This is a genomic window from Pseudarthrobacter sp. H2 (assembly GCF_050157045.1).
Taxonomy (GTDB): domain Bacteria; phylum Actinomycetota; class Actinomycetes; order Actinomycetales; family Micrococcaceae; genus Arthrobacter.
Genome location: NZ_CP189594.1, coordinates 2,097,541 through 2,118,105 on the forward strand (window position 1 = coordinate 2,097,541; position 20,565 = coordinate 2,118,105).

Sequence of the window (20,565 nt, forward strand, 5' to 3'; positions counted from 1 at the left end):
ATCCAGTGAAGATGGTCGGAATGTAGCACCGTTCAGAATGCCTGCCTAGGTGCGTGGGTCAGTAGTGAGGGTGCCGGTTTTTAAAACGCCGGCAGATTAACCGGGGCCGGTTGGGGGTGGCTGGGAGAATCGGGGTATGGATACCGGTTCTTCCGCGCAGGATGGTTTGTTCGACGAGTCGCTCGTGGAGCGGGTCGGGCAGCCCACCGATGTGCCGATGGATGCCAACGGCGGGGTCAACAAACGCTTCAAGGCCTTCGAGCCCGATGCGGTGATGCTGGTCCCGCCGTCGCTGGATGAATGGTTGCCCCAGGGCCATCTGGCCCGGTTCATCGCCGAACTCGTCGACGGGGAACTGGACCTGACCCGGTTCCACGCCTCCTACGCCAAGGCCAAGGGCCAGCCGCCGTATGATCCGCGGCTGATGCTGCGGATCCTGCTCTACGGGTACTGCGTCGGGGTAAGGTCCTCGCGGGAACTGGAAAAATCCTGCACGGACGTGGTCGCGTTCCGCTGGCTGGCCGCCCAGCAGGCCCCGGATTTCCGGTCCATCGCCCGGTTCCGCGAACGCCACCTCGCGGCGCTGGCCAACGTGTTCCTGCAGGCCCTGGAGCTCTGCCGGGCCGCGGGCATGGTCTCGTTGGGCCATGTCGCACTGGACGGGACGAAGGTGCGTGCCAACGCTTCCCGGCACAAGGCCATGAGCTATGCCCGGCTGACGGAGAAACAGAAGGTCCTGGCCGATGAGATCAGCGACCTGATGGCGGAGGCGAAGACCGTGGACGCGGCCGAGGACGCCCGCTTCGGGCCGGGCAAACGCGGCGATGAACTGCCTGCCGAACTGGCCAACCGGGCCCGGCGCGCCGAGGCGATGAAGACCGCCCGGGCATCCATCGAGGCCGAGGCCGCGGACAGGGCCCGCCGTGAGGCCCAGGAGAAGGCCCGGTCCCGCGGGGACGATGACGACGATGTCTCGGGCAAGGGCGATGCCGCCGCTGCCGCGGCGGTGCCCAAGCCCACCGCCCAGCGCAACTTCACCGACCCCGACGCGAGGATCATGAAGACCGCGGACGGTTCCTACCACTACTGCTACAACGCCCAGGGCGTCGTTGATAAAGATCACCAGGTCATCGTTGCCACCGAACTGACCAACACCGCGGTGGACGTCCAGCAACTGGTCCCGATGGTCAAGAACGCGCAGGACACCCTGGAAGCCATGCCCGGGAAGTGGAGCGCCGACGCCGGGTACTGCTCGGCAGCGAACCTGGAACACGTCAAAGACCTCGAAGCCGGCGCCGGCACCGAGTTCTTCATCTCCACCCGGCGGATGAAACACGGACGCCCGGTCCCGGACTCGCCCAGGGGCAGGATCCCGGCGGACGCGACCCTGGCCGAGCGGATGGCCCGGAAACTGAAAACGAAGAAGGGCAAAGCGGTCTATGCCCGGCGCAAAGCCATCGTCGAACCGGTCTTCGGACAGATCAACACCCGCCAGGGCAAGCATGTCCTGTTGCGCGGGCTGGAGAAGGCATCCGGGGAATGGAAGCTGATGGCCGGCTGCCACAACCTGCTCAAACTCTTCACCTACCGCACCGCCACGGCCTGAACACGGCCGGGACGATGCCCCGGGATCAAACCTGCAGCACCGGACCGCGCCCCGCGGGAGCCTCCCAGGCTTCCTTCCGCGAAAACGCCCGGAGACCGGCCCCCTTCCACGAAAAGGCGGCCGGCCTCTGGACCATCACGACTCAAACCAGCGGAACCGTCAAACCACTACCGACCCACGCACCTAGAGGCGGGCCGGCAGCGGAGAGCCCCGGGCCGGCGGGTAGCCGCACCTCTGCCCACGGCGTAGACTCGAGCAAATTTCCACGATGAAGGCCTTTCCCATGAACAAGAACCGGCTGGAGGCATTCAGCGACGGCGTGCTGGCCATCATCATCACCATCATGGTGCTGGAGCTCCATGTGCCCGCGGAGCCGAGCTGGCGTGCGCTGCTCGAGGAACTCCCGACGTTATTCAGCTACCTGCTGAGCTTCATCTATGTCGGGATCTATTGGAACAACCATCACCATATGCTGCATCTGGCCGGCAGGATCAACGGCGGGGTCCTCTGGGCAAACCTGCATCTGTTGTTCTGGCTGTCGCTGTTCCCTTTCACCACGCGCTGGTTGAACGCCGGCCTGGAGGAGATCCCCGTCCTGGTCTACGGGCTGAATCTGCTCCTCGCCGCCATCGCCTTCTACGTCCTGAAGTCGGCCCTGATCGGCCGGCAGGGAAGGAACGGCCCCCTGGACGTGGCCATGGGCCGGGACTGGAAGGGAAAGGGATCCCCCTTCGTCTATGTCCTGGGCATGGGGCTCAGCCTCGTGAACCCGGTCCTGGGCCTCGTGGTCTACAGCGGGGTTGCCGCCGTCTGGCTCATTCCGGACCGGCGCGTCGAGCGGTTCCTCACGGCCGCCGAACACGACGGCTGACCTCCCGGCCAGGTGGCGCAACATGCATCAAGTCCCTGCCCCGCCGGAGGCCTTCAACGCCGGGCGCGCGCTGCCAGCGCGCTGTCCAGAAACTCCAGAATGGCCGGGGTGGGCGTTTTGATGTTCGCCGCGTACTGGCTGTGCCGTCCCAGGTAGCTCCTGATGTACGGGCAGACCGGGACGATCACGAGGCCGGCGGCCACCGTCTCGTCAAGCGCCCGGGCCGCCAGCCGGCCGGCAAGTCCCTGCCCGCCGTGCTCTTTGTCGATGACCGTGTGGTAGAAAATCCGCCGGGAATTTTCGTCGTCGACATAGGCCGCCCGGCCGATGACGGTGTCGCCGTCGAGCACTTCGAAGCGGCTGCGCTCGGGGTTGTTGCGGATGCTGATCGTGGTCAAGGCTGTCTCGAATCTCTCAGGGCCGGAGTTTCCGTGACAGGTTTCCGTGGCGGGGTTTCCGTGGCGGCGTTCAGTGGCGGGGGCGCAGGCGGGCGTTCGGGAGTGCCGGGGCCGGCAGCGGTGCCGGCCCGCCGGCGGGGAAGCTGCCGAACCGTGGGACCTCGGATCCCCCGCTCGCGTCGGGAGGGCCTTCAGCGCCGATCTCGGCCTGCCATTGGGCCCGGTATCCGACGATTTCTTCGTGGGTCCGGCCGACGAAATTCCACCACATGACGATTTGTTCACCCAGGGGCTCCCCGCCGATCAGGAGGACGCGCAGCTGTTCGCTGCCGGCCGTCAGCGTCAGGGAAGGCCGCCCGGCAGGCAGGAAGGCGAGGTGGTCCTTGGCGACGGACTGTCCGTCCAGGACCAGGGTCCCCGTGTCCACCAGCACGCCATGTTCAAAGGACGGCTCGGTGTCCAGGGTCAGCTCCGTCCCCGGCGCCAGGATGATCTCCGCGCCGAGCAGGGCGGTGTGGGTGGTGACCGGGGAGGTGGAACCGGCGAGGGACCCCAGGAAGACCCGCATCGTCCAGCCCTCTCCGGTGACCGCCTCCGGGCGGTAGTGCTCGAAGGTGGGTTCCATGTGGCGGGCACGCTCCGGCAGCGCAACCCACAGCTGGGCGCCATGGAGGACATCGGTGTCCGGAGTGGAGAATTCGGAATGGCTGATTCCGCGGCCAGCCGTCATCAGGTTGACTTCGCCGGGCCGCACCGCAGCATGGAAACCGGCGGAATCCTGATGCTCGATCTCCCCGGTGAACAGCCAGCTGACCGTCTGCAGGCCGGTGTGCGGGTGGCGGGGGACCTGCATTCCGCCGGAATCGCCCACGCGGTCCGGGCCGTAATGGTCCAGGAAGCACCAGGCGCCGATGAGGCTGCGCTGGCGCTGCGGAAGGGTGCGCCGCACATCCATCGCCCGGGGCCCGCCCAGCGGGACCTGCCGTGGGACCAGTATTTCCACGCCGGCCGAACTGCCGGCGGCCTCGCAGAGAATTTCCCGGGGGGCAACTTCGGTATTGCTCATGAGGACAGCCTAGCGCCGCCGGGGACGGCCGTCCCGGTTCCCACCGTGCCGTCGTCGTGGCAATGTCCCGACGACGGGCGGGTCACCCGGCATCATGGACTCATGCCCGTTCCCGAATCCCCCATCACCATCGCCGTCGGCGGTACCCGGATCTCCGGCGTCTATGCCCGCCCCGACAACCCCTTCGCCACCCTCGTCGTCGCCCACGGGGCAGGGGCGGGGATGGAACATCCGTTCCTGGCCGGTTTCACCCGGTCCCTGAACGAGGAGTCCGTCGCGACGCTCCGCTTCAACTTTCCGTACCGCGAGGCCGGCAGGAAGTTCCCGGACCGGCCACCGGCCGCGATCGCGGCCTGGCGGGCTGCCATGGAGGACGCCGCCTCCCGCTCCAACGGCGAGCCGCTGTGGGCCGCCGGCAAGTCCTTCGGCGGGCGCATGGCCTCGATGGCCGTCGCCGAGGGCATGCCCGCGGCCGGGCTGGTCTACCTCGGCTACCCGCTCCATCCGCCGGGCAAACCGGAAAAGCTCCGCGACGAGCACCTCTACGGCCTGACGCTGCCGATGCTCTTCCTGCAGGGCACGCGGGATCCCTTCGCGACCCCCGAACTGCTTGAGGGCGTGGTGGCCGCGATCGGCCCGTCCGCGACTCTGGAGTGGCGCCAGGGCGGCGGCCACACCTTTGAGGTAGCAGGCCTGAAGCGCAGCGCCGAAGAGGTCGGGGCATCGCTGGCGGGCGCGGTCGCGGCCTTCATGACGGGGCACCGAAGCTGAGGAGGACGGCCGTGGGCGCCCACCCCGAGGCCGTGTAGCCAGCCACGCCCTGCGGGTCGATGACTGTGTAAAGGGTGCCGGCGCCGTGCACGCCCGCCTCGTCGGCGAGCGCAGCCACAACCGCTGCCCCCAGGTGATCGGCGTCGTCCGGGCTCTGCGTGCGGACTCCCCCGATCACGGCCAGGCCCTCCTGGATACTGATCCGGCCGCTGGCGACCGGATGGTCGAAGACCGAAATCTCGACAACGTCGTACAGCTCCAGGGGCGCCTCGGCGAGCTGGGCATCCTCGGGCAATGCCGGCACGGAGTCCAGATCGTCCGTCCGGGCAGCGAGCAGGGCTGCCTCTCCGACGACGGCCAGGCCCCGGGCCCCGGCATACTCCCGCGCCTTCCCGGGCTCGGTGGTTGCCAGCGTCAGGACGGCACCGGGTTGCTTGAGGACCAGTGCGGCCACGTCGTCGACGCCGGTTCCCGGCCACGCGAGGATGTACTCCGCCTGGGATTCCACGTCCGGTACGGCCACGACGCCGTTCCCCTCGACCGCCGACGTCCGGCCCTGGACGGCGAGCCATCCGGCGGCCCATCCGGTAAGAGCGTCCTGCCATTCAGCCATGGTGTGTTCTCCTTTGATTCGCCTGGTTCAGGAAACCGGTGTGCCTTCCGGCCGTGAAGCGCCCCGGCCGTAGGTCCGGACCAGCGTCAGCGTCGTGATGGCTATCAGTACCATCATGACGCCGCCGAACATCACGACGGCCGGGACCAGCGGGATGGCCTGCATGATCAGCCCCAACAGTACGACGGGCAGCGCCATGCCGATATACCCGACGAGGAAGAGCCCGGCCAGCGCCTCTCCACGGGTGTCCGCAGCCGCAATTGCGATGACGGTTCCGATCGCGGATTTAAGCGTGACGCCGACGCCCGCCCCGGCAACAATTCCGCCGGCGATCAGCAGCGGAAGGGAGGACAGGATGATGGCCACGGTGACGAGGACGAGGCCGGCAGCCAGCAGTGCCAGCCCGACGGCGAACTGCGCGGTGCGCGCCCAGCGTGAGGAGAGAACCTGGAAGGCCGCCGAGGAGGCGAAGACCACGAAGGCCACGACACCGGCCACCACGTGGGATTTGTTCCCCAGCTGCCCGGCGACAAAGGACGGGGCCAGTGAGGTGAAGAACCCGAACATGGCGAACCCCGCGAAGGCCATCATGGCCGCCGCCGCATACTGTCCGCGCGCAGCCCGGGGAACCACGACCCGCTGCGGCCGGTAGACCCACGATTCGTCAACGCTTTTCAGGGTTTCGGGGACTGTCACCACGAGCAGCAGCCCGATCAGCAGCAGGAGCGCGAAGGCGACATACGGGGTGTACAGCGGCAGGGGCCCGTATTCGGCCAGGAATCCGGTCAGGAGCGGCCCGATGCCCAGGCCCCCGATGTTGGCGGCGGTGGAGATGACCTCCGCGCGCCGGGACCCCGTGCCGGGGCGCGCTTCGCTGTTGAGTTCGGTCATATGCGCCGTGGCCGTGGCCGTGAGCATCCCGATGCCGAGCCCGCAGATGAACCGCGCCAGCAGCAGGCCCGGCAGATCGGGCCAGACCATGAAGATCAGCGCTGAAAGGACGTTCAGCACGACGGCCGGGGCGATGATCCGGCGGCGGCCGAACCGGTCCGAAATATGGCCTGCCAGGAACAGGCTGGCGACCACGCCGACGGCGTACGCGGCGAAGATGACCGTGATGGTGAACGCGCTGAACCCTTCCCGCTGCTGGTACAGCACATACAGCGGGGCGGGTGCGGCTGCGAAGGCCATGGTGATCATGAAGACGAAGGTGACGATCCAGAATCCGCGCCCGTGCCGGCGTTCGTGTGCTTGCTTTGCCGCTGTGGCCGCAGGAGCGGCGGCCGTTGAAGTGTTAATCATTCCTCCAGTATCGGACCCTCCCCACATCGCGTCCAACGTTCATTCACGGTCGAATTCATCGCCATCGGCGATAATACTTTGATGCAGATTTCCCAGATTGAATACTTCGTGGCGGTTGCCGAGGCTCTCAGTTTCACCAGGGGCGCCGAGCGCGTCCACATCGTGCAGTCCGCCGTCTCGGCGGCAATCCGGCAGCTGGAACGCGAGCTGGGGGCCGAGCTTTTCGTCCGCCACGGACGGACCATCCGGCTCGCGCCGGCCGGCGAGGCGCTGCTTCCGCGGGCGCACCGGATCCTGGCGGACATCCAGGCGGCGCGGGACGCCGTCGACGCCGTCCGCGGGACGGTGCGGGGGACGGTGGCCCTGGGCACCCTCGCCCACGCGGGCTCCATTGACGTGCTCAAGATCCTGCAGGCGGTCCGCCGCGACTACCCGGACATCGTCGTCAAGCTCCGGCAGACCGTGCAGGGAACGCGCAGCAGCCTGGCGGATGTGCGCTCCGGAGCGCTTGATCTGGCGCTGGTGTCCGTATCCGGGGAGGCCGCGGCCGGGATTGAACTGCACGCGCTGCATGCGGAGGAAATCGCCTTCGTCTGCTCAGGCCATCACCGCCTGGCAAAACGGAAACGCGTCTCCCTTTCAGAGATCGCTGATGAGCCCTTCATTGATTTTCCCGAAGGCTGGGGCAACCGTTCCACCGTGGACGGCGCCTTCACCGCGGCCGGGCTGAACCGGACGGTCCACGCCGAGGTCGTTTCCTTCGGCATGGCCCTGGAGCTGGTCAGGCAGGACCTCGGCGTCGCTTTCCTGCCGGAGTCCGCGCTGCCGGAGTCCGCCCTACAGGACGACGGGGTGCCGGGCTTGTGGACCATCCGCACGCCGCTGGTCTGGCGGATCCAGCTGGCCCGCTCGGCCGAACGGCAGGCCACGGCGGCCGAACACGTCCTGATCCGCAAGTTCCGGGAAGCGGGACGGCCGGATGCACCCCCGGCCCCGGGAGGGCCCGCTATTTGACGACGCCGACGACCGCCGACGGCCGCTGACCGCTTGTCGTGGCCGATCCGCCCGGCCTGGCGCGCGAAGGTGTCCCAGTCCTGGGCGTTCCACGCATCGGCCTCAGAACCAGGCGGTGCGGCGCAGCGGCGGTTCGCTGCCGCCCGGGCGTTGCACGAGAACCTGGTTCACACCCGTCAGTCCGGTCTCGAAGCCCAGCGCGCTGGCGGCCATGTAGAGCCGCCACACCCGGGCCCGCCCGACGCCGGACGACGCCGCCGCCTCATCCCAGTGTTCCTCCAGGTTCCGCACCCAGGCCCGGAGGGTCAGTGCATAGTGCCGGCGCAAGGCTTCGACGTCGAGCACTTCCAGGCCGCCGGACTCGAGGGCGCCGACCATCTCGGCGAGGCTGAGCATCTCGCCGTCCGGAAACACATAGCGGGGAATGAACGAGTCAGGGTCCGGGGCCGTGGGTCCGGCGTTCCAGGAGATCGCGTGGTTCAGCAGCCGGCCGCCGGGACGCAGCAGCCCGTGCAGTTGGGAGACATACCGGTTGATCTGCTCGCAGCCCACGTGCTCGGACATGCCGATGGAGCTGACCGCATCGAACGGTCCGTCGTCGACGTCGCGGTAGTCCTGCACCCGGATCTCCACGCGGTCCGTCAGCCCGGCGCCGGCCGCCCGCTTGCGGGCCAGGGCCGCCTGTTCGGTGGACAGCGTGACGCCCACGACGTCGACCCCGTAGTTCCGGGCGGCGTGCAGGGCGAAGCTGCCCCAGCCGCAGCCGACGTCCAGGACGCGCATGCCCGGCTTGAGGCCCAGCTTGCGGCAGACCAGATCGAGCTTGGCCTCCTGGGCGGCCTCCAGTCCGGTGTTTTCGTCGTCCCAGACCGCACAGGAATAGACCATCGAGGGGCCGAGGACGAGCGCGTAGAAGTCATTGCCGACGTCGTAATGGTGTGAGATTGCCGCGGCGTCCCGGCCTTTGGAATGGCGCCGGCCGTGACGGGCGACTTGGGCTTCCTCCGGCGGAGGTGCCGGGTTGGGACCGAGGGCGCCCAGCCGGACGGCGGTGGTGAGCAGGGTCCGAAGCTCACGCGCCGTGAGCGGCCGGAAGGGGCCGGGCTCGGCGAACTTGCCGGCGGAACTCAGGGCCGCGAAGGCCGCGAAGATGTCCCCGGGAGCATCGATCTCCCCGGCCACGTAGGCGCGGCTCAGACCGAGCTGCCCCGGCGACCAAAGGATCCGGCGCAGCGCGCGCCGGGAGCGGAACTCGATCTTCGGGGCGTCGGCGGGGCCGGCTTCAGAACCGTCCCAGGCACGCAGCCGCAGCGGGATCTCCCGAGTTCCCAGGACGACCGCCAGCGCTTCGGCCAGCCGTGATGCCGCCCCCGTGGTTTTCGTCATATTCATTGCCTCTCTTCCGGCACCGCAGACAGGTCGGGAAGCGCCCGGCGCTTCCCTGGCTCCAATCTATTGGCCAGCACGTGCTTCCGACAGGGTCTAAGTCCAACAGATTCTTCGGCCGCCGTGGAAGGCGCGGTCCGTTCGAGGCTGTGACGGCTCTGGCGCTGCCTGCGCCGGATGTCTATCGTGATGGCTATGGCTGAGGAATTTGCGTCCCTCGTGGAGGCGTTCAAAAACGTGGGTGTGTCCAGGGCTTACGGCGCCGCCGTGCAGATCGCCGGTGAAGAGATCATCCCGGTGGCGTTGGTGACCTTTGGCTTCGGTGGCGGCTCCAGTCCCGACGACGGCAGCGGTGAGGCTGCTGCCGGCGGAGGAGGCGGCGGCTGCGTGCTTCCGCTGGGCGTCTATGGGCCAGGCAAGGGCGGCCATGTGGTGTTCCGGCCCAATACAGTGGCGGTCCTGGCCGGGCTGGTCCCGCTGGCGTGCGCTCTGGGGTTCGCCGTGCGCGGGGTCGTCCGCGCCGTCAAGGCTTAACGGATACTGCGCGGCCCTACCGGGACCGGGCGTTGAAGACGTCCGCGCCGAAGCTGTTCAATCCCGGCGCCCCGGCGTAGCCGAGCCGGGGCAGCGAGAAGGCGTCCTCGATGCTGGCCAGCAGACTGAAATGGTTGTATGGCTTGTCCGAGGACGATCCCCCCTGGGTAAAGGGCGAGATCACCAGGGCGCCGATCCTGCCCCCGGCTGTGCCGCCGGGCACCATCCCGGCGGGTCCGGTCGTATTGCCTTCAGCCTCGTCGAACGTGATCACCAGCATGCCGTCCTGCCTGAAGGCCGGGGAGTCAAGGATGGCCGGAACCTGCTGCCGGAGCCAGGCATCGGCGCTTTCCAGTCCGCCCGGGCTTCCGTCGACGCACGGACTGTCGTGGCCGTCGTTGCACAAATTGGGCGTGATGTAGGACAGGTTCGGCGTGGTCCCGGTGGACTGCAGATCACCGGCCAGCGCGGTGAGATCAACAACGTTGCTCTGGCATTCCGGGGACGAGGTGATCGCCGCAAAATAGACGAAGGGATTGTGCCGGGTGGCGTACTGGTCCCCCACCTGGGCGCCCTGGTGGTCATCCTTGGCACCCGGTTCCGGATGCTGGCAGGGGGTCTGCATGTCCTCCATGTAGCCTTTCCAGGTTTTACCAGCCGCGCTGAGCTGACCCGCGACGGTGGGAACCGAGGACGGATACACGCAGCCGGTACCCTGGACCTGGCCCGGCGAAGCGGCCCCGGTCTGCTCGAACAGGGCATACCTCGGGCAGTCGCTGCGGGTCATCGGATTCGACGCCTGCCCCGAAATCTGGGCCAGATAATTGGGGTTCGAGTTATGCGCGATCCCGTAATACTCGGAGAGCAGCACTCCCTTGGCGCGCAGCGTCTCTGACAGGTACGGGGCCGCGGATCCGGCACCCCAGACCCTCTCGTAGCCCTTATTCTCGAGGTTGATCACGAACACATGCCCCGGCTTCCCGGACCCCTGCGTTGACCCCGGAGACTCCGCTCCGGCCGACGCGCCGCCGTCGGGATTCCGGGAACTCGGCGCTTCCGTCGCCGGGTTGGTGCCGGGCGTCTGCGTTGCGGAGCTTGTGCCGGGCGAGGGGCCACCGCCGGGCGGTGTCGAATCGCACGCCGTGGCCACCAGTGTGAGGACCGCGGCAAGAATCAGCCACGTGGCACGTGCCGTGGGCTTCCTGTTCAGAGCTACTGCGACATTCCGGCTCATCATTTCCGGCCTTCCCTCGCCCGATCCGCCGATCGCCCGATCCGCCCGATCCGCTGGGACGGGCATCCCCAGTACTGGAACCATTCCACGCCCGGATCAGGATTGCCCCCATAGTCCCTTGGTAATCCCTGTGAATGCCGCCGTCTGCTGGTTCAACGGCAAGCGGCTGCTCGGGGTGTAGCCGGCACGGCCTAATCCTTGCTGCGTGCCCGGCTGGGCTGCACCCGGGACGGTTCGCCCGGCATCTTCGGGAAGTCCGGCGGGAAGGGAAGCTCTCCTAGCCCTGCCGCGAGGTCCCGCTCCCACCATCCGAGGAGTGCATCGATGGTGCCCGCGCTGGAATGCATCGCCGCCCAGGGATCACCAGTGTCCTTGAGTCGCGCCGGCACGGTGAGAACGGTGAAATCATCGGGGTTGGCTCCCTCCAGCTCGTCCCAGCCGATCGGGCAGGAGACGGTGGCGTTCGGCAGGGCGCGGGGGCTGTAGGCCCCCGCGATGGTGCGGTCGCGGTTCGCCTGGTTGAAGTCCACGAAGACCCGGGTTCCGCGTTCCTCCTTCCACCAGGCCGTGGTGACCTTTTCGGGCATCCGCCGTTCCAGTTCGCGTGCTGCCGCGATCACGGCGTGCCGCACCTCAAGGAACTCGCGGGTGGCCTCAATGGGGGCAAAAACGTGCAGCCCGCGGCTTCCGGAGGTCTTGATATAGGCGGTCAGGCCGGCCTCGGCGAGGACGGACCGCAGCTCCAGGGCGGCGGGGACGGCCTCCGCGAACCCGGTGCCGGGCTGCGGGTCAAGGTCGATCCGGAGCTGGTCGGGGTTGTCCGGGTTGCCGGCCCGGGACGCCCACGGGTGGAACACCACGGTGTTCATCTGCACCGCCCAGACCGCGGCCGCGACCTCGTCCATGACCAGCTGGGGATGCGAGCGTCCGCTCGGGTAGACGACGGTCACCGAGCGGACGAAGTCCGGGGCGCCCTTGGGCGGATTCTTTGAGAAGAACTGTTCGCCGTCGACGGTGTCCGAGAACCGCTGCAGCGTCACGGGCCGGTCGCCGTTCGCCGCCAGGAAGGCGTCCCCGACGTCGACGATGTAGCGGGCAAGGTCCAGTTTGCTCAGGCCCAGCTTGGGCCAGAGCACCCTGCCGGGACTCGATAGCCGCAGTTCCCGGGCGCCCTGCGGACTGCTGACGGTGACCGTGGCTTCTTCCCTGACCATGGGGACAAGCTACCCCCGGAGCGGCCGCAACCCAATAGCCCGGACCTGCGCGCCAAGGTGTTTCTCCGTTCTGCCGCCCGCAAAGGTTTCCCCAAGCTCGGAAGCGCACCATTCCTGACAGGAGCGGTAATGGAAACGGGGAGATGCTTCATGAGATCCAGTCTTGCAGTCTGTCTCGGCGGGCTCCTGTTGCTGACAGGATGCGCCTCGACCACCGACAGCCCCACCCCGACCGCCACCGTCACCGTCACGGCAACCGCCCCGCCGTCCGCGGTGAGCTTTGACCCGCAGACGAGCGGTAAGGTCCTGGCGGACAGGATCATGGCCCGGGCCAAGCCCAAAACACCCGGAACCACAATATCCGCGGTGGAGTGCAAGAACTTTCCGGACATCAAGGTGTCCACCCACACGGACTGCCAGATGATCGTCAACGGCGCCAAGCGGGGGTATCAGGCGACCTTCACGCAGCGTGATGGCCACTACGAGATCAAGGCACAAGACCTGACGTGGTGAGCGGGCCTGCCCGCCGGCAGTTCCTGCCCGTTCCCGCACCCGGCACCACAGGCACCCCATTGAGGAGAGGTCATGACGTCTCGCAGGGAAGTTCTTCAGGTGGGCGCGCTGGGCGCCTTCAGCATGGCGGGAATGAAGACTTCAGGCGCCGGCCTGGTGCCCGCGGTCCTCTCCCCCATCCCCTCAAGTCGGCTGGCCGCCCGGAACACGCCGGTTCCCTATCGGGGAGTTTTCCGCCGCCCGCCCGAGCTCGTGCCGTTTGCCACGGGATTCGACGACGGCGACCGTGCGCGTCCGTTCGCCCGGTACGCCCTTACCCAGAAGCTCGGCCAGGCGCAGTTCGTGCCGGGGCTGATGACCACCCTGGCAGGGTATAACGGTATTTTCCCCGGCCCCACGCTCCGGGCCACGCGGGGCACCCGGGTCGAGGTCCGGATCCGTAACGCGTTCCCCTCCACCGGCCTGCTGTTTCCCGAGGCGATCAACACCGTCACGCATCTGCACGGTTCGGCGTCGCTGCCCCAGTACGACGGTTACGCCAACGACATCACCGTTCCGGGCAACGTCAAGAACTACCGCTACCCGAACTGGCAGACGGCGCGGACGCTCTGGTACCACGACCACAAGCACCACATCACGGCCCAGAACGTCTACTCGGGCCTGGCCGGGTTCTATCCGCTCTCCGACAAGTCCGAGCAAGCCCAGCTGCCCCAAGGGGAGTTTGACGTTCCGCTGATGATTTCGGACGCCATGTTCAACGCCGACGGCTCGCTCGGGTTCAACGACAACGACGGGAAGGGGCTGTGGGGCGACGTCATCATGGTCAACGGGGTGCCGTGGCCCACCATGAAGGTCAAGCCCCGGATCTACCGCTTCCGGGTGCTCGTGGCCTCCATCTCACGCTCCTACCGCCCGACCCTGTCGACCGGGGATCCCGTCTACGTCGTCGGAACCGACGCCGGCATGGTGCCGAAAGTCCAGGCCGTGAAATCCTGGCGGCAGTGCACCGCGGAGCGCTACGAGGTCCTGGTCGACTTCCGGAAATACCGGGCAGGCCAGCTGGTCGAGCTGCGCAACCTCAGCAACAAGAACACCTTCGACTTCGCCAACACCGGCAAAATCATGCGGTTCGAGGTCGTGGCGGACGCCGGCTCCGGTGCCGGGTCCATCGCCGGCATCCCCGCCACGCTCGACGACGGCGGCACGCCGAGTCGGGCCCAGGGCGGCATCTCCACGATGGATCTGACCCCCGACCTTGTCGTGGCCAAACGGGTTCTCAAGTTCAGGCGGGATCACGGCGAATGGACCATCAACGGCGTTACCTGGGCCGACGTCGAGAAGTCCGGTTTTACCAGACTGTTTGGCAGCCCACAGCCCTTTGCCGTGGAGCAATGGACCATCGCGAACGAATCCGGCGGCTGGTTCCATCCCGTTCACATCCATTTCGTCGACGCCAAGATCATCGCCCGCAGCACCAACGGCGGCAGGCCGTTCGCCTGGGAGAAGGGCCCCAAGGACGTTTTCTATGCGGGCGAAAACGAGTCCATCACCGCGCTGATGCAGTTCAACACGGGGCCCGACACCGGAGGAGGGGGACGCTACATGATTCACTGCCACAACCTGGTGCACGAGGACCACGACATGATGGTGCAGTTCTCGATAGGTGATCTGCGGAAGAACGACCCGATCACCACTGACCCGCCCATCCGTGATCCCCTGCCCGCGGACCATTTCCGTCCTGTGTACCGGCCCGGATTCCCGGCCGGGACCTGATGCAGCGCGGCTCAGGATTCCAGAACCAGCAGCTGGGCCCTGTCTTCGTCCCACCCCACCCACAAGTCCTCATCCGGGCCGGACCCGGCTCCCCTCGCGGAGCTCAGCTCACGCAGCTGGAGTTCATGGCCGCCGGCGGTGAGCCGGTGGCGCACCGTGGCCCCCAGATTCGTGGAAGACAACAGCGTCGCGGCGCAGCCGTTGCCCGCGGCGGCCTGTGTGCTGAATTTGAGGTGCTCCGGGCGGATGGAAACGGCATAGTTCACGCCGTCGGCTCCGCGGTCCCGGACCCTGGCCAGGCCGAGGCCACCGAGGTCCACGACGGCTTCTTCGCCGTTCCGCTCAACGATGGTGCAGGGGATGAGGTTGGTGTCACCGAGGAAGCTGGCCACCCAGTCCGTGAGCGGGTGGTTGTAGACCTCCTCCGGCGGTCCGGACTGGATGATCTTCCCGTCCCTCATCACCACAATCCGGTCCGACATGGCCATGGCCTCGTCCTGGTCGTGCGTCACGAAGAGCACGGAAATGCCCAGGCTCTTCTGCAAGGCCTTGATCTCCTCCTGCATCTGCTCGCGGAGACGCTTGTCCAAGGCGGCCATGGGCTCATCCAGCAACAACGCCGCCGGGTTGAAAACCAGCGCCCGGGCCAGCGCCACCCGCTGTTGCTGGCCGCCGGAGAGCTGGCGGGGCTTGCGGCCGCCCATTTTGCCCAGCCCCACCCGGTCCAGGGCATCCGCGGCCCGCTGCCGGCGTTCGGCGCGCGGAACCTTCCGCATGCGGAGGGCGAATTCCACGTTTTCAAGAGCGCTCATATGCGGGAACAGTGCGTAGTTCTGGAACACCACGCCGAGATTCCGTTCGCGGGGCGGCAGTGAATCCACCGGCGTGCCGTCGATCAGGACGGAACCGGCGGTGTGTTCCTCGAACCCTGCAACCATCATCATGGTGGTTGTTTTGCCGGAGCCGCTGGGTCCCAGCAGGGTGACGAACTCGCCGGGCCGGACCGTCAGGTCCAACTGGTCCACGGCAATGACGTCGCCGTAGTTTTTGCTGACCTGGCGTAGCTCAATGGCGCCTTGTGCGGCGCTGCCGGACCGCGGAATTGGTCCGGCGGAAATTACTGATGCGGTCATCGACTTTCCTTTACGTTTGTGCGGACACGGCCAGCGGCAGCATCCGTGCTGTGGATCGGCGCTTGAGGACAAACACGACCTGAAGTAGAAGCCCTATGGTTGCCACGCTGACCAACAGAGCGGACGACACCGCGATCTTCGGCGTCAGGTTGAACTGGATATCCGTGAACATCTTGACCGGCAATGTCGTTGCCCCCGGGGACTGCATGAACAGGGACATCACCGTCTCGTCGATGGAGACAGAGAACGCGAAGAGTGCCCCGGAGATGAGGCCGGGCAGGATGACGGGCAGATACACATGGCGGAATACCGGGAGCGCACCCGCCCCCAGGCTCTGCGCGGACCGGACCAGCGCGGGGTTCAGCCCCGCGAGGCTGGCCCGCGTCGTCAGATACACGTACGGAGTGGCAATCACAGCGTGCGCCAGGCCGATGGGGACGATGCTGCCGACCATGCCGAGCGAGATAAAGAACTGGTAGAAAGCCAGGGCCAGCACCACTGTCGGCACGATCATCGGTGCCAGGATCAGGCCCACGACGGCGGGCTGCCCCGGGAACTTGCGCCCGTGCAGTCCGATCGCCGCGGTGGCGCCGAGCAGCACGCCGATGACAACGGCTATCCCGGCAGACTGGAGGCTGGCCGTCAGGGCGGACGTCCAGGCCCGGTCCGCGAAGAATCCCGCCACTGCGGCAAAGGAAATACCCTCCGGCGGGAACGTGATGTAGCGGCTGTCGTTCAGCGCAACCGGCACCACGATCGCCGTCGGAATCACCAGGAAAAGGAAGACCGGAATGGAGAGGAGCGCCAGAAGGCGGCGCTGCGGATCAATTGTCTTCATGTTGCCCTCCTGCCTTGAGTACCCGCTGGTAGACAGCCACCAGGACGCTGACCATGACGGTCAGGATCACGGCCAGTGCGGCGGCTCCGGAGAAGTCCGTCAGCTGGCGGGCGTAGTAGTCGATCTGGTTGGCGATCATCATGTCGCCCGGGCCGCCCATGACCACCGGGGTGATGAAGAAGCCAGTGCTGATGATGAACACGAGAAGACCCGCAGCGGAGACACCGGGCATGCTCAGCGGCAGGGTGATGCGCCGGAAGACGGACCTTTCCGGCGCGCCGAGCGAGCGGGCCGCCAGCCCGAGCCGGTCGTCGATGGACGTGAGCGACGAGAAGACCGGGAACACCGCATAGGGCAGGAGGCAGTGGACCATGCCCACAATGACGGCGAACCGGTTGTGCAGCAGCGGGATTGGCCCGCCGGTCAGCCCGATGCCCTGCAGGAACGCGTTGACGATTCCGTTGTCCTGCAGCAGCACGGCCCAGGCGAAGTTCTTGACCAGGATGCCTGTCCAGAATGGCAGGAGTACGACGGCGAACAGGATCACCCGGGTGACGTTCCCGGCACGCCAGAGCACGAGGGCGATGATGTACCCCAGCACCACGGTCACGATGGTGCTGGCCAGGCTGATGGTCAGCGTGTTGACGAGGGCCCGCAGCACCAGCGGGTCCGCCAGGACCCGCTGGTAGGCGTTGTCGGCGAAGCTTGCGCCAACCAGTTTGCCCAGCGGCGTCAGGAACAGGAGCAGGTCGAAGGCGAGGATCGGAGCCAGCAGCAGCCACCATCCGCTTCGCCTGCGCCGCGGAGTGCCTCCCACCGGCTCGGGGGTGCCGCGGCCGCCGGGCCGCGACCGCTGCAGAGTTGCGGTACTCATATCAGCTGGCCTGCCACAGCTTGAACTGCTGTTCGGTCTTCTTGAGGTTCTCCGACCACCACTTGTCGTCGCGGACCAGGATCTTGTCGGCGAGCCGGGGGCTCGTGGGGAGGGTGTCGGCGATCTCCTTGGGCAGCTTGGACAGGGCCGGCGTGTTGGCGAGGGTCAGGTTGGTGACCTTGTCGAAGGCGGCGCCGGCTTCGGCGTCGTTGGACATGAAGTTCATCAGCTTGAAAGCGGCTTACTTGTTCTTCGCGCCCTTCGGCACCACGAAATAGTCTCCCGCCAGGACCGCGTTCTCCGGGGAGAAGTTCAGCTTCGCGCCGTCGTTGCGGGCCGCGTTGATCCGGTTGTTGAAACTGGTGGAGAGCGAGACCTCGCCCGAGGTCAGCTGCTGGATCGGCTCCTGGTTGGCTGCGTGGTAGAGCAGGCGGTCCTTGCCGGGGTGGCGGCCCAGGACCTGCAGCGCGCGGTCGACGTCGAGGGGGTAGATCCTGTCGAACGGGACACCGTCCGCCAGGAGCGCGGCCTCCAGGACGGAGCTGTCCGAGAGCTGGTTGTACACGGACCGCTTGGTATCGTATTTGTCCTGGTCGAAGAACTGGGCCCAGTCCTTCGGCGCCTGTGCATCGGGGATGACCTTCTGGTCCCAGGCCATCACGAACAGGAAGCTCAGGTACTTGATGCCGTACTCGGCCTTGGCATAGCCGGGCAGGCCCTTGTCGCTGATGATGTCGTAGTCGAACTTTTCCAGCAGGCCCTCGGCAACGGCTGTCTCGTACTCCGGAGCCGTGATCTCCACGAGGTCCCACTGCACGTCCCCGGACTGGACCTGCGCCTTGAGCGCCGCGAGGCTGGTGTTGGCCAGCAGGGTGGTCTGGATGCCCGACTGCTTGGAGAACGGATCCAGGATCGTCTGGGTCAGCTGGTCGTTGTAGGACCCGCCATAGGACGTTACTGTCACCGCCTTGTTGGCCGCGGCACTTTCGGCGGGCTTGGCCGCGCAGCCGGAAAGCGCCAGACCCGCAAACGGCGTCAGCGCTGCCGCCTTGAGGAGCTGCCTGCGGTCAAAGGGAGTGGAACGGAAATCTGTCACGGCGGAAACTGCCTCTCATTGGCGCCGGCGTGCCGCGGCACGCCGAAGGAAGGCATGCCGGGGGTTGCGGGCTGGTGCGGGTCCTGCAGAGCGTCGGAAGAATTGGGTGTCGGAAGGATCGACGGCGGCGGGTCGCGCGCACCGTCCACCCGCTCACCGGGGGATCTCAAATCCGCTGTCCGGCGGCTTTCGGTTTCGCAACTCTAACTGTGAAGTTGCTCACTAGTCAACAGTTGTATTGTCTTAATAAACCGACGGGTCGTGCGCATGGGCCTCGATGGCCGTGGCGGCGGCAGTGGCCCCTCCTGCGCCACGGATGGTCCCGCGCATGGCCGCGACTTTCTCCCGGATCCCGCGATTGGCGCTGACCTCGGAAACGGCGCGCAAAAGGTCCGGCGCAGTCACATCCCCGGCCGCCAGCCGCCGGCCCAGGCCAAGTTCCTCCAGCCGGCGGGCCGTGGCCTCCTGCTCGGGCTGCTGCGGGACGGCCACCAGCGGGACGCCGAAATAGAGAGCTTCCATGGTCGAGTTCATGCCGGCATGCGTGAGGAAGACATCCGCCTGGCGGAGCACCTGGAGCTGCGGAAAAAACGGTTCGATCCGGACCTTGGCGGGAATCGGCCCGAGCAAGCCGCGGTCCGTCTGTTCTCCGATGGCCATGGCGACGTCCCATTGGCTGTGGCCGAAGGCTTCCAGGCACAGCCGGAAGAAGTCCGGGCGGCGGTTCAAGGGGGTGGCAGGGGACGGGGCCCCTCATGCGTCCACGCCGGGCCGGATTCCCGCCGGCCCACGCAGGGACCCACAAACTGGAACCGTTCATCGAACGTCCCGCCCATGGGCTGGAACTCACGGGGAATGAAGACGATATTGAACGGTGCGGGCGGTCCGTCGAAGATCCGGGGCGTATTTACCCCTTGTCCGGCTGCAAACTCGGCGACCAGGCGGGCCGCCGTCGTCCATGCCTCTTTCATCTCCGGGGGCGGCTCGGCGGGAAGCAGCGCCCTGAACGAGAAGTGTTCATTGGTGGCATAGGTGGGCATCAGTGCGATCGCAGGGACACCGATCTTCTCCGCCGCCATGCTGCCGCTGAGGGTCATCGCATCGAAGCAGACGGCGTCGGGCGGGTCCTCCCTGAGATGTTCGACCAGGGCCGGAAAGCTGCCCCGAAGGTCCTCGAACACGCGCTGCATCAGCGGAAGCAGCTGCGGCCCTCTGTCCGTTTGGCCGGTGCCCGGAACCGGCAACCAGGCCATCCAGTCCTCCCCGGAGGCGCGGAAAGCCGCCCCGGCGTCCTCGATCCGCGGCGCGAAGCCGGCGGCGGTGAAATAGGTGACCCGGTGGCCGCGGCGGACCAGCTCGGACACTACGGCCAGGGTCGGATTAACGTGGCCTGCGGCGGGAATCGACACGAAGGAAAAATGCATGACGGTCACTCCTCGTCCCCCCGCTGACACCGGATCAGCGGCGTTTCACTTCATGATGCGCCTGCTACCCGGATGCCGCGACCCCGTTCCTTCTTAAGGAGACCGCCACGCTTAAGGCGACCGCCACGCGGCCTGTTCCCAGGACCGGACCAAGCGTGAAGAATGGCATCCATGACTGCAATCTATGACGCGTCCCGGCCCGTTACCTCCGATGCCCCGGAGGCCATCGCAGCGGCGGTCCGGGAGGCCACCGAGGAACTGCGCGACACGCTGCACCGGCACGGGATCGACGCCACCTTTGACGACATTGCCCTGCTGGGACACTCGGAGTCCTGGGACGGCGAGGGGCAGCGCTGGGTCCATGTCAGCTGGGACGGCGAAGGCAAGGGGTAGCCCGGACGGCCGGCTTCCCGGAATCGCCGCCGCCGCCGTCAGCGTCCGTCAGCGTCCGGCCACAACGCCCCGGCGGCGGAGCCGGGCCAGCAGCGTCGCGGCGAGGAGCGCCGTCGCGATTTCCAGGGCGATGACCGCCAGCGAGGCTTCGGCAGCGGACGTTGCACTTCCGGCGGCAGCCCGGGCGGATGTTCCATGGCTGTGACCGGACGGCCCTGCCGACAGCAGCAGGAAGGCGTGCAGGACAGCCATTGCCAGGGCCGAGGCCATGACCTTATGGACCGCGCTGGCGCGGGGGTGCCGCCAGATGTGCAGGGAACAGGGCAGGCACACTGCCACCATGGCGAGCATCAACACACCCAGCCCGGGCACATGGTGGTTCCCCGCGGCCAGCCACAGGTGCGCCGCACACGACGCGGCGGTCACGGCGGCGCACATCCGGGAGTGGAGGACGGGGCCGGCCGCCCGGACCCGGGCCCTTGCCCGTGCCGTTGCCCGTGCCGGGATCGTCT

General features: G+C 67.2%; 23 protein-coding genes. 8 read left to right on the forward strand and 15 right to left on the reverse strand.

Annotation, left to right across the window (positions count from 1 at the left end; all coding sequences use genetic code 11):
- Window positions 1–217 precede the first annotated feature (217 nt).
- Complete coding sequence (locus tag ACQCSZ_RS09930; RefSeq protein ID WP_427008300.1) at window positions 218–1,606, forward strand: IS1182 family transposase; 1,389 nt, start codon at window positions 218–220, stop codon at window positions 1,604–1,606.
- A 268-nt stretch (window positions 1,607–1,874) separates the two neighbouring features.
- On the forward strand, window positions 1,875–2,477 hold the full coding sequence (locus ACQCSZ_RS09935; protein ID WP_427007830.1) for a TMEM175 family protein: 603 nt from the start codon (window positions 1,875–1,877) through the stop codon (window positions 2,475–2,477).
- Between the two features lie 53 nt (window positions 2,478–2,530).
- Here ACQCSZ_RS09935 and ACQCSZ_RS09940 read toward each other — a convergent pair whose 3' ends face one another.
- The gene (locus ACQCSZ_RS09940) at window positions 2,531–2,875 is read right to left on the reverse strand and encodes a GNAT family N-acetyltransferase (RefSeq protein ID WP_427007831.1); all 345 of its coding nucleotides are present in this window, start codon (window positions 2,873–2,875) and stop codon (window positions 2,531–2,533) included.
- Window positions 2,876–2,945: 70 nt separating this feature from the next.
- Window positions 2,946–3,941, reverse strand: a complete 996-nt coding sequence (locus tag ACQCSZ_RS09945) for a pirin family protein (RefSeq protein ID WP_427007832.1) — start codon at window positions 3,939–3,941, stop codon at window positions 2,946–2,948.
- Window positions 3,942–4,043: 102 nt separating this feature from the next.
- Here ACQCSZ_RS09945 and ACQCSZ_RS09950 point away from each other — a divergent pair, with 102 nt between their 5' ends.
- On the forward strand, window positions 4,044–4,712 hold the full coding sequence (locus ACQCSZ_RS09950; RefSeq protein ID WP_427007833.1) for an alpha/beta family hydrolase: 669 nt from the start codon (window positions 4,044–4,046) through the stop codon (window positions 4,710–4,712).
- Here ACQCSZ_RS09950 and ACQCSZ_RS09955 read toward each other — a convergent pair.
- Both ACQCSZ_RS09955 and ACQCSZ_RS09960 read right to left on the reverse strand, forming a co-directional pair.
- Window positions 4,690–5,325, reverse strand: coding sequence for a hypothetical protein (locus ACQCSZ_RS09955; RefSeq protein WP_427007834.1), 636 nt, complete (start codon window positions 5,323–5,325; stop codon window positions 4,690–4,692). The two genes, ACQCSZ_RS09950 and ACQCSZ_RS09955, sit on opposite strands and share 23 nt — an antisense overlap.
- A gap of 27 nt (window positions 5,326–5,352) precedes the next feature.
- Window positions 5,353–6,627 carry an MFS transporter gene (locus ACQCSZ_RS09960; RefSeq protein ID WP_427007835.1) on the reverse strand — a complete coding sequence of 425 codons (1,275 nt, stop codon included), beginning with the start codon at window positions 6,625–6,627 and terminating at the stop codon, window positions 5,353–5,355.
- Window positions 6,628–6,708: 81 nt separating this feature from the next.
- Here ACQCSZ_RS09960 and ACQCSZ_RS09965 point away from each other — a divergent pair, with 81 nt between their 5' ends.
- A complete protein-coding gene (locus tag ACQCSZ_RS09965; RefSeq protein WP_427007836.1) occupies window positions 6,709–7,641 on the forward strand; it encodes a LysR family transcriptional regulator in 933 nt (310 codons plus the stop codon).
- A gap of 102 nt (window positions 7,642–7,743) precedes the next feature.
- Here ACQCSZ_RS09965 and ACQCSZ_RS09970 read toward each other — a convergent pair whose 3' ends face one another.
- On the reverse strand, window positions 7,744–9,027 hold the full coding sequence (locus ACQCSZ_RS09970; RefSeq protein ID WP_427007837.1) for a class I SAM-dependent methyltransferase: 1,284 nt from the start codon (window positions 9,025–9,027) through the stop codon (window positions 7,744–7,746).
- Window positions 9,028–9,222: 195 nt separating this feature from the next.
- Between ACQCSZ_RS09970 and ACQCSZ_RS09975 the strand changes: the two genes are divergently transcribed.
- Entirely contained in the window at window positions 9,223–9,561 is a 339-nt protein-coding gene (locus ACQCSZ_RS09975) for a hypothetical protein (protein ID WP_427007838.1), read from the forward strand.
- A 16-nt stretch (window positions 9,562–9,577) separates the two neighbouring features.
- Here ACQCSZ_RS09975 and ACQCSZ_RS09980 read toward each other — a convergent pair whose 3' ends face one another.
- Complete coding sequence (locus ACQCSZ_RS09980; RefSeq protein WP_427007839.1) at window positions 9,578–10,798, reverse strand: alkaline phosphatase family protein; 1,221 nt, start codon at window positions 10,796–10,798, stop codon at window positions 9,578–9,580.
- A gap of 188 nt (window positions 10,799–10,986) precedes the next feature.
- The gene (ligD, locus tag ACQCSZ_RS09985; RefSeq protein WP_427007840.1) at window positions 10,987–12,009 is read right to left on the reverse strand and encodes a non-homologous end-joining DNA ligase; all 1,023 of its coding nucleotides are present in this window, start codon (window positions 12,007–12,009) and stop codon (window positions 10,987–10,989) included.
- A 150-nt stretch (window positions 12,010–12,159) separates the two neighbouring features.
- Between ligD and ACQCSZ_RS09990 the strand changes: the two genes are divergently transcribed.
- Window positions 12,160–12,522 (forward strand): hypothetical protein, encoded by a 363-nt coding sequence (locus ACQCSZ_RS09990; RefSeq protein ID WP_427007841.1) that lies wholly within the window; start codon window positions 12,160–12,162, stop codon window positions 12,520–12,522.
- A gap of 72 nt (window positions 12,523–12,594) precedes the next feature.
- Window positions 12,595–14,295 carry a multicopper oxidase family protein gene (locus ACQCSZ_RS09995; RefSeq protein WP_427007842.1) on the forward strand — a complete coding sequence of 567 codons (1,701 nt, stop codon included), beginning with the start codon at window positions 12,595–12,597 and terminating at the stop codon, window positions 14,293–14,295.
- An 11-nt stretch (window positions 14,296–14,306) separates the two neighbouring features.
- Here the strand turns inward: ACQCSZ_RS09995 and ACQCSZ_RS10000 are convergent, their stop codons facing one another.
- The 7 genes from ACQCSZ_RS10000 to ACQCSZ_RS10030 form a co-directional block, all read right to left on the reverse strand.
- Window positions 14,307–15,428 (reverse strand): ABC transporter ATP-binding protein, encoded by a 1,122-nt coding sequence (locus ACQCSZ_RS10000; protein ID WP_427007843.1) that lies wholly within the window; start codon window positions 15,426–15,428, stop codon window positions 14,307–14,309.
- A gap of 10 nt (window positions 15,429–15,438) precedes the next feature.
- Window positions 15,439–16,266, reverse strand: a complete 828-nt coding sequence (locus ACQCSZ_RS10005) for an ABC transporter permease (protein ID WP_427007844.1) — start codon at window positions 16,264–16,266, stop codon at window positions 15,439–15,441.
- Window positions 16,253–17,140, reverse strand: a complete 888-nt coding sequence (locus ACQCSZ_RS10010; RefSeq protein WP_427007845.1) for an ABC transporter permease — start codon at window positions 17,138–17,140, stop codon at window positions 16,253–16,255. Before ACQCSZ_RS10010 ends, ACQCSZ_RS10005 begins: the two co-directional genes overlap by 14 nt.
- A gap of 1 nt (window position 17,141) precedes the next feature.
- Window positions 17,142–17,357 (reverse strand): hypothetical protein, encoded by a 216-nt coding sequence (locus tag ACQCSZ_RS10015; RefSeq protein WP_427007846.1) that lies wholly within the window; start codon window positions 17,355–17,357, stop codon window positions 17,142–17,144.
- A gap of 24 nt (window positions 17,358–17,381) precedes the next feature.
- On the reverse strand, window positions 17,382–18,236 hold the full coding sequence (locus tag ACQCSZ_RS10020) for an extracellular solute-binding protein (protein WP_427007847.1): 855 nt from the start codon (window positions 18,234–18,236) through the stop codon (window positions 17,382–17,384).
- 243 nt (window positions 18,237–18,479) lie between these two features.
- A complete protein-coding gene (locus ACQCSZ_RS10025) occupies window positions 18,480–18,965 on the reverse strand; it encodes a nucleotide disphospho-sugar-binding domain-containing protein (protein WP_427007848.1) in 486 nt (161 codons plus the stop codon).
- A complete protein-coding gene (locus tag ACQCSZ_RS10030) occupies window positions 18,962–19,660 on the reverse strand; it encodes a hypothetical protein (RefSeq protein ID WP_427007849.1) in 699 nt (232 codons plus the stop codon). The genes ACQCSZ_RS10025 and ACQCSZ_RS10030 overlap by 4 nt, the downstream gene beginning before the upstream one ends.
- Window positions 19,661–19,831: 171 nt before the next feature.
- Between ACQCSZ_RS10030 and ACQCSZ_RS10035 the strand changes: the two genes are divergently transcribed.
- Window positions 19,832–20,053 carry a hypothetical protein gene (locus ACQCSZ_RS10035; RefSeq protein ID WP_427007850.1) on the forward strand — a complete coding sequence of 74 codons (222 nt, stop codon included), beginning with the start codon at window positions 19,832–19,834 and terminating at the stop codon, window positions 20,051–20,053.
- Between the two features lie 48 nt (window positions 20,054–20,101).
- On the opposite strand, the gene ACQCSZ_RS10040 is transcribed toward ACQCSZ_RS10035, so the two are convergent.
- Window positions 20,102–20,491 carry a hypothetical protein gene (locus ACQCSZ_RS10040; protein ID WP_427008301.1) on the reverse strand — a complete coding sequence of 130 codons (390 nt, stop codon included), beginning with the start codon at window positions 20,489–20,491 and terminating at the stop codon, window positions 20,102–20,104.
- Window positions 20,492–20,565: the final 74 nt, after the last annotated feature.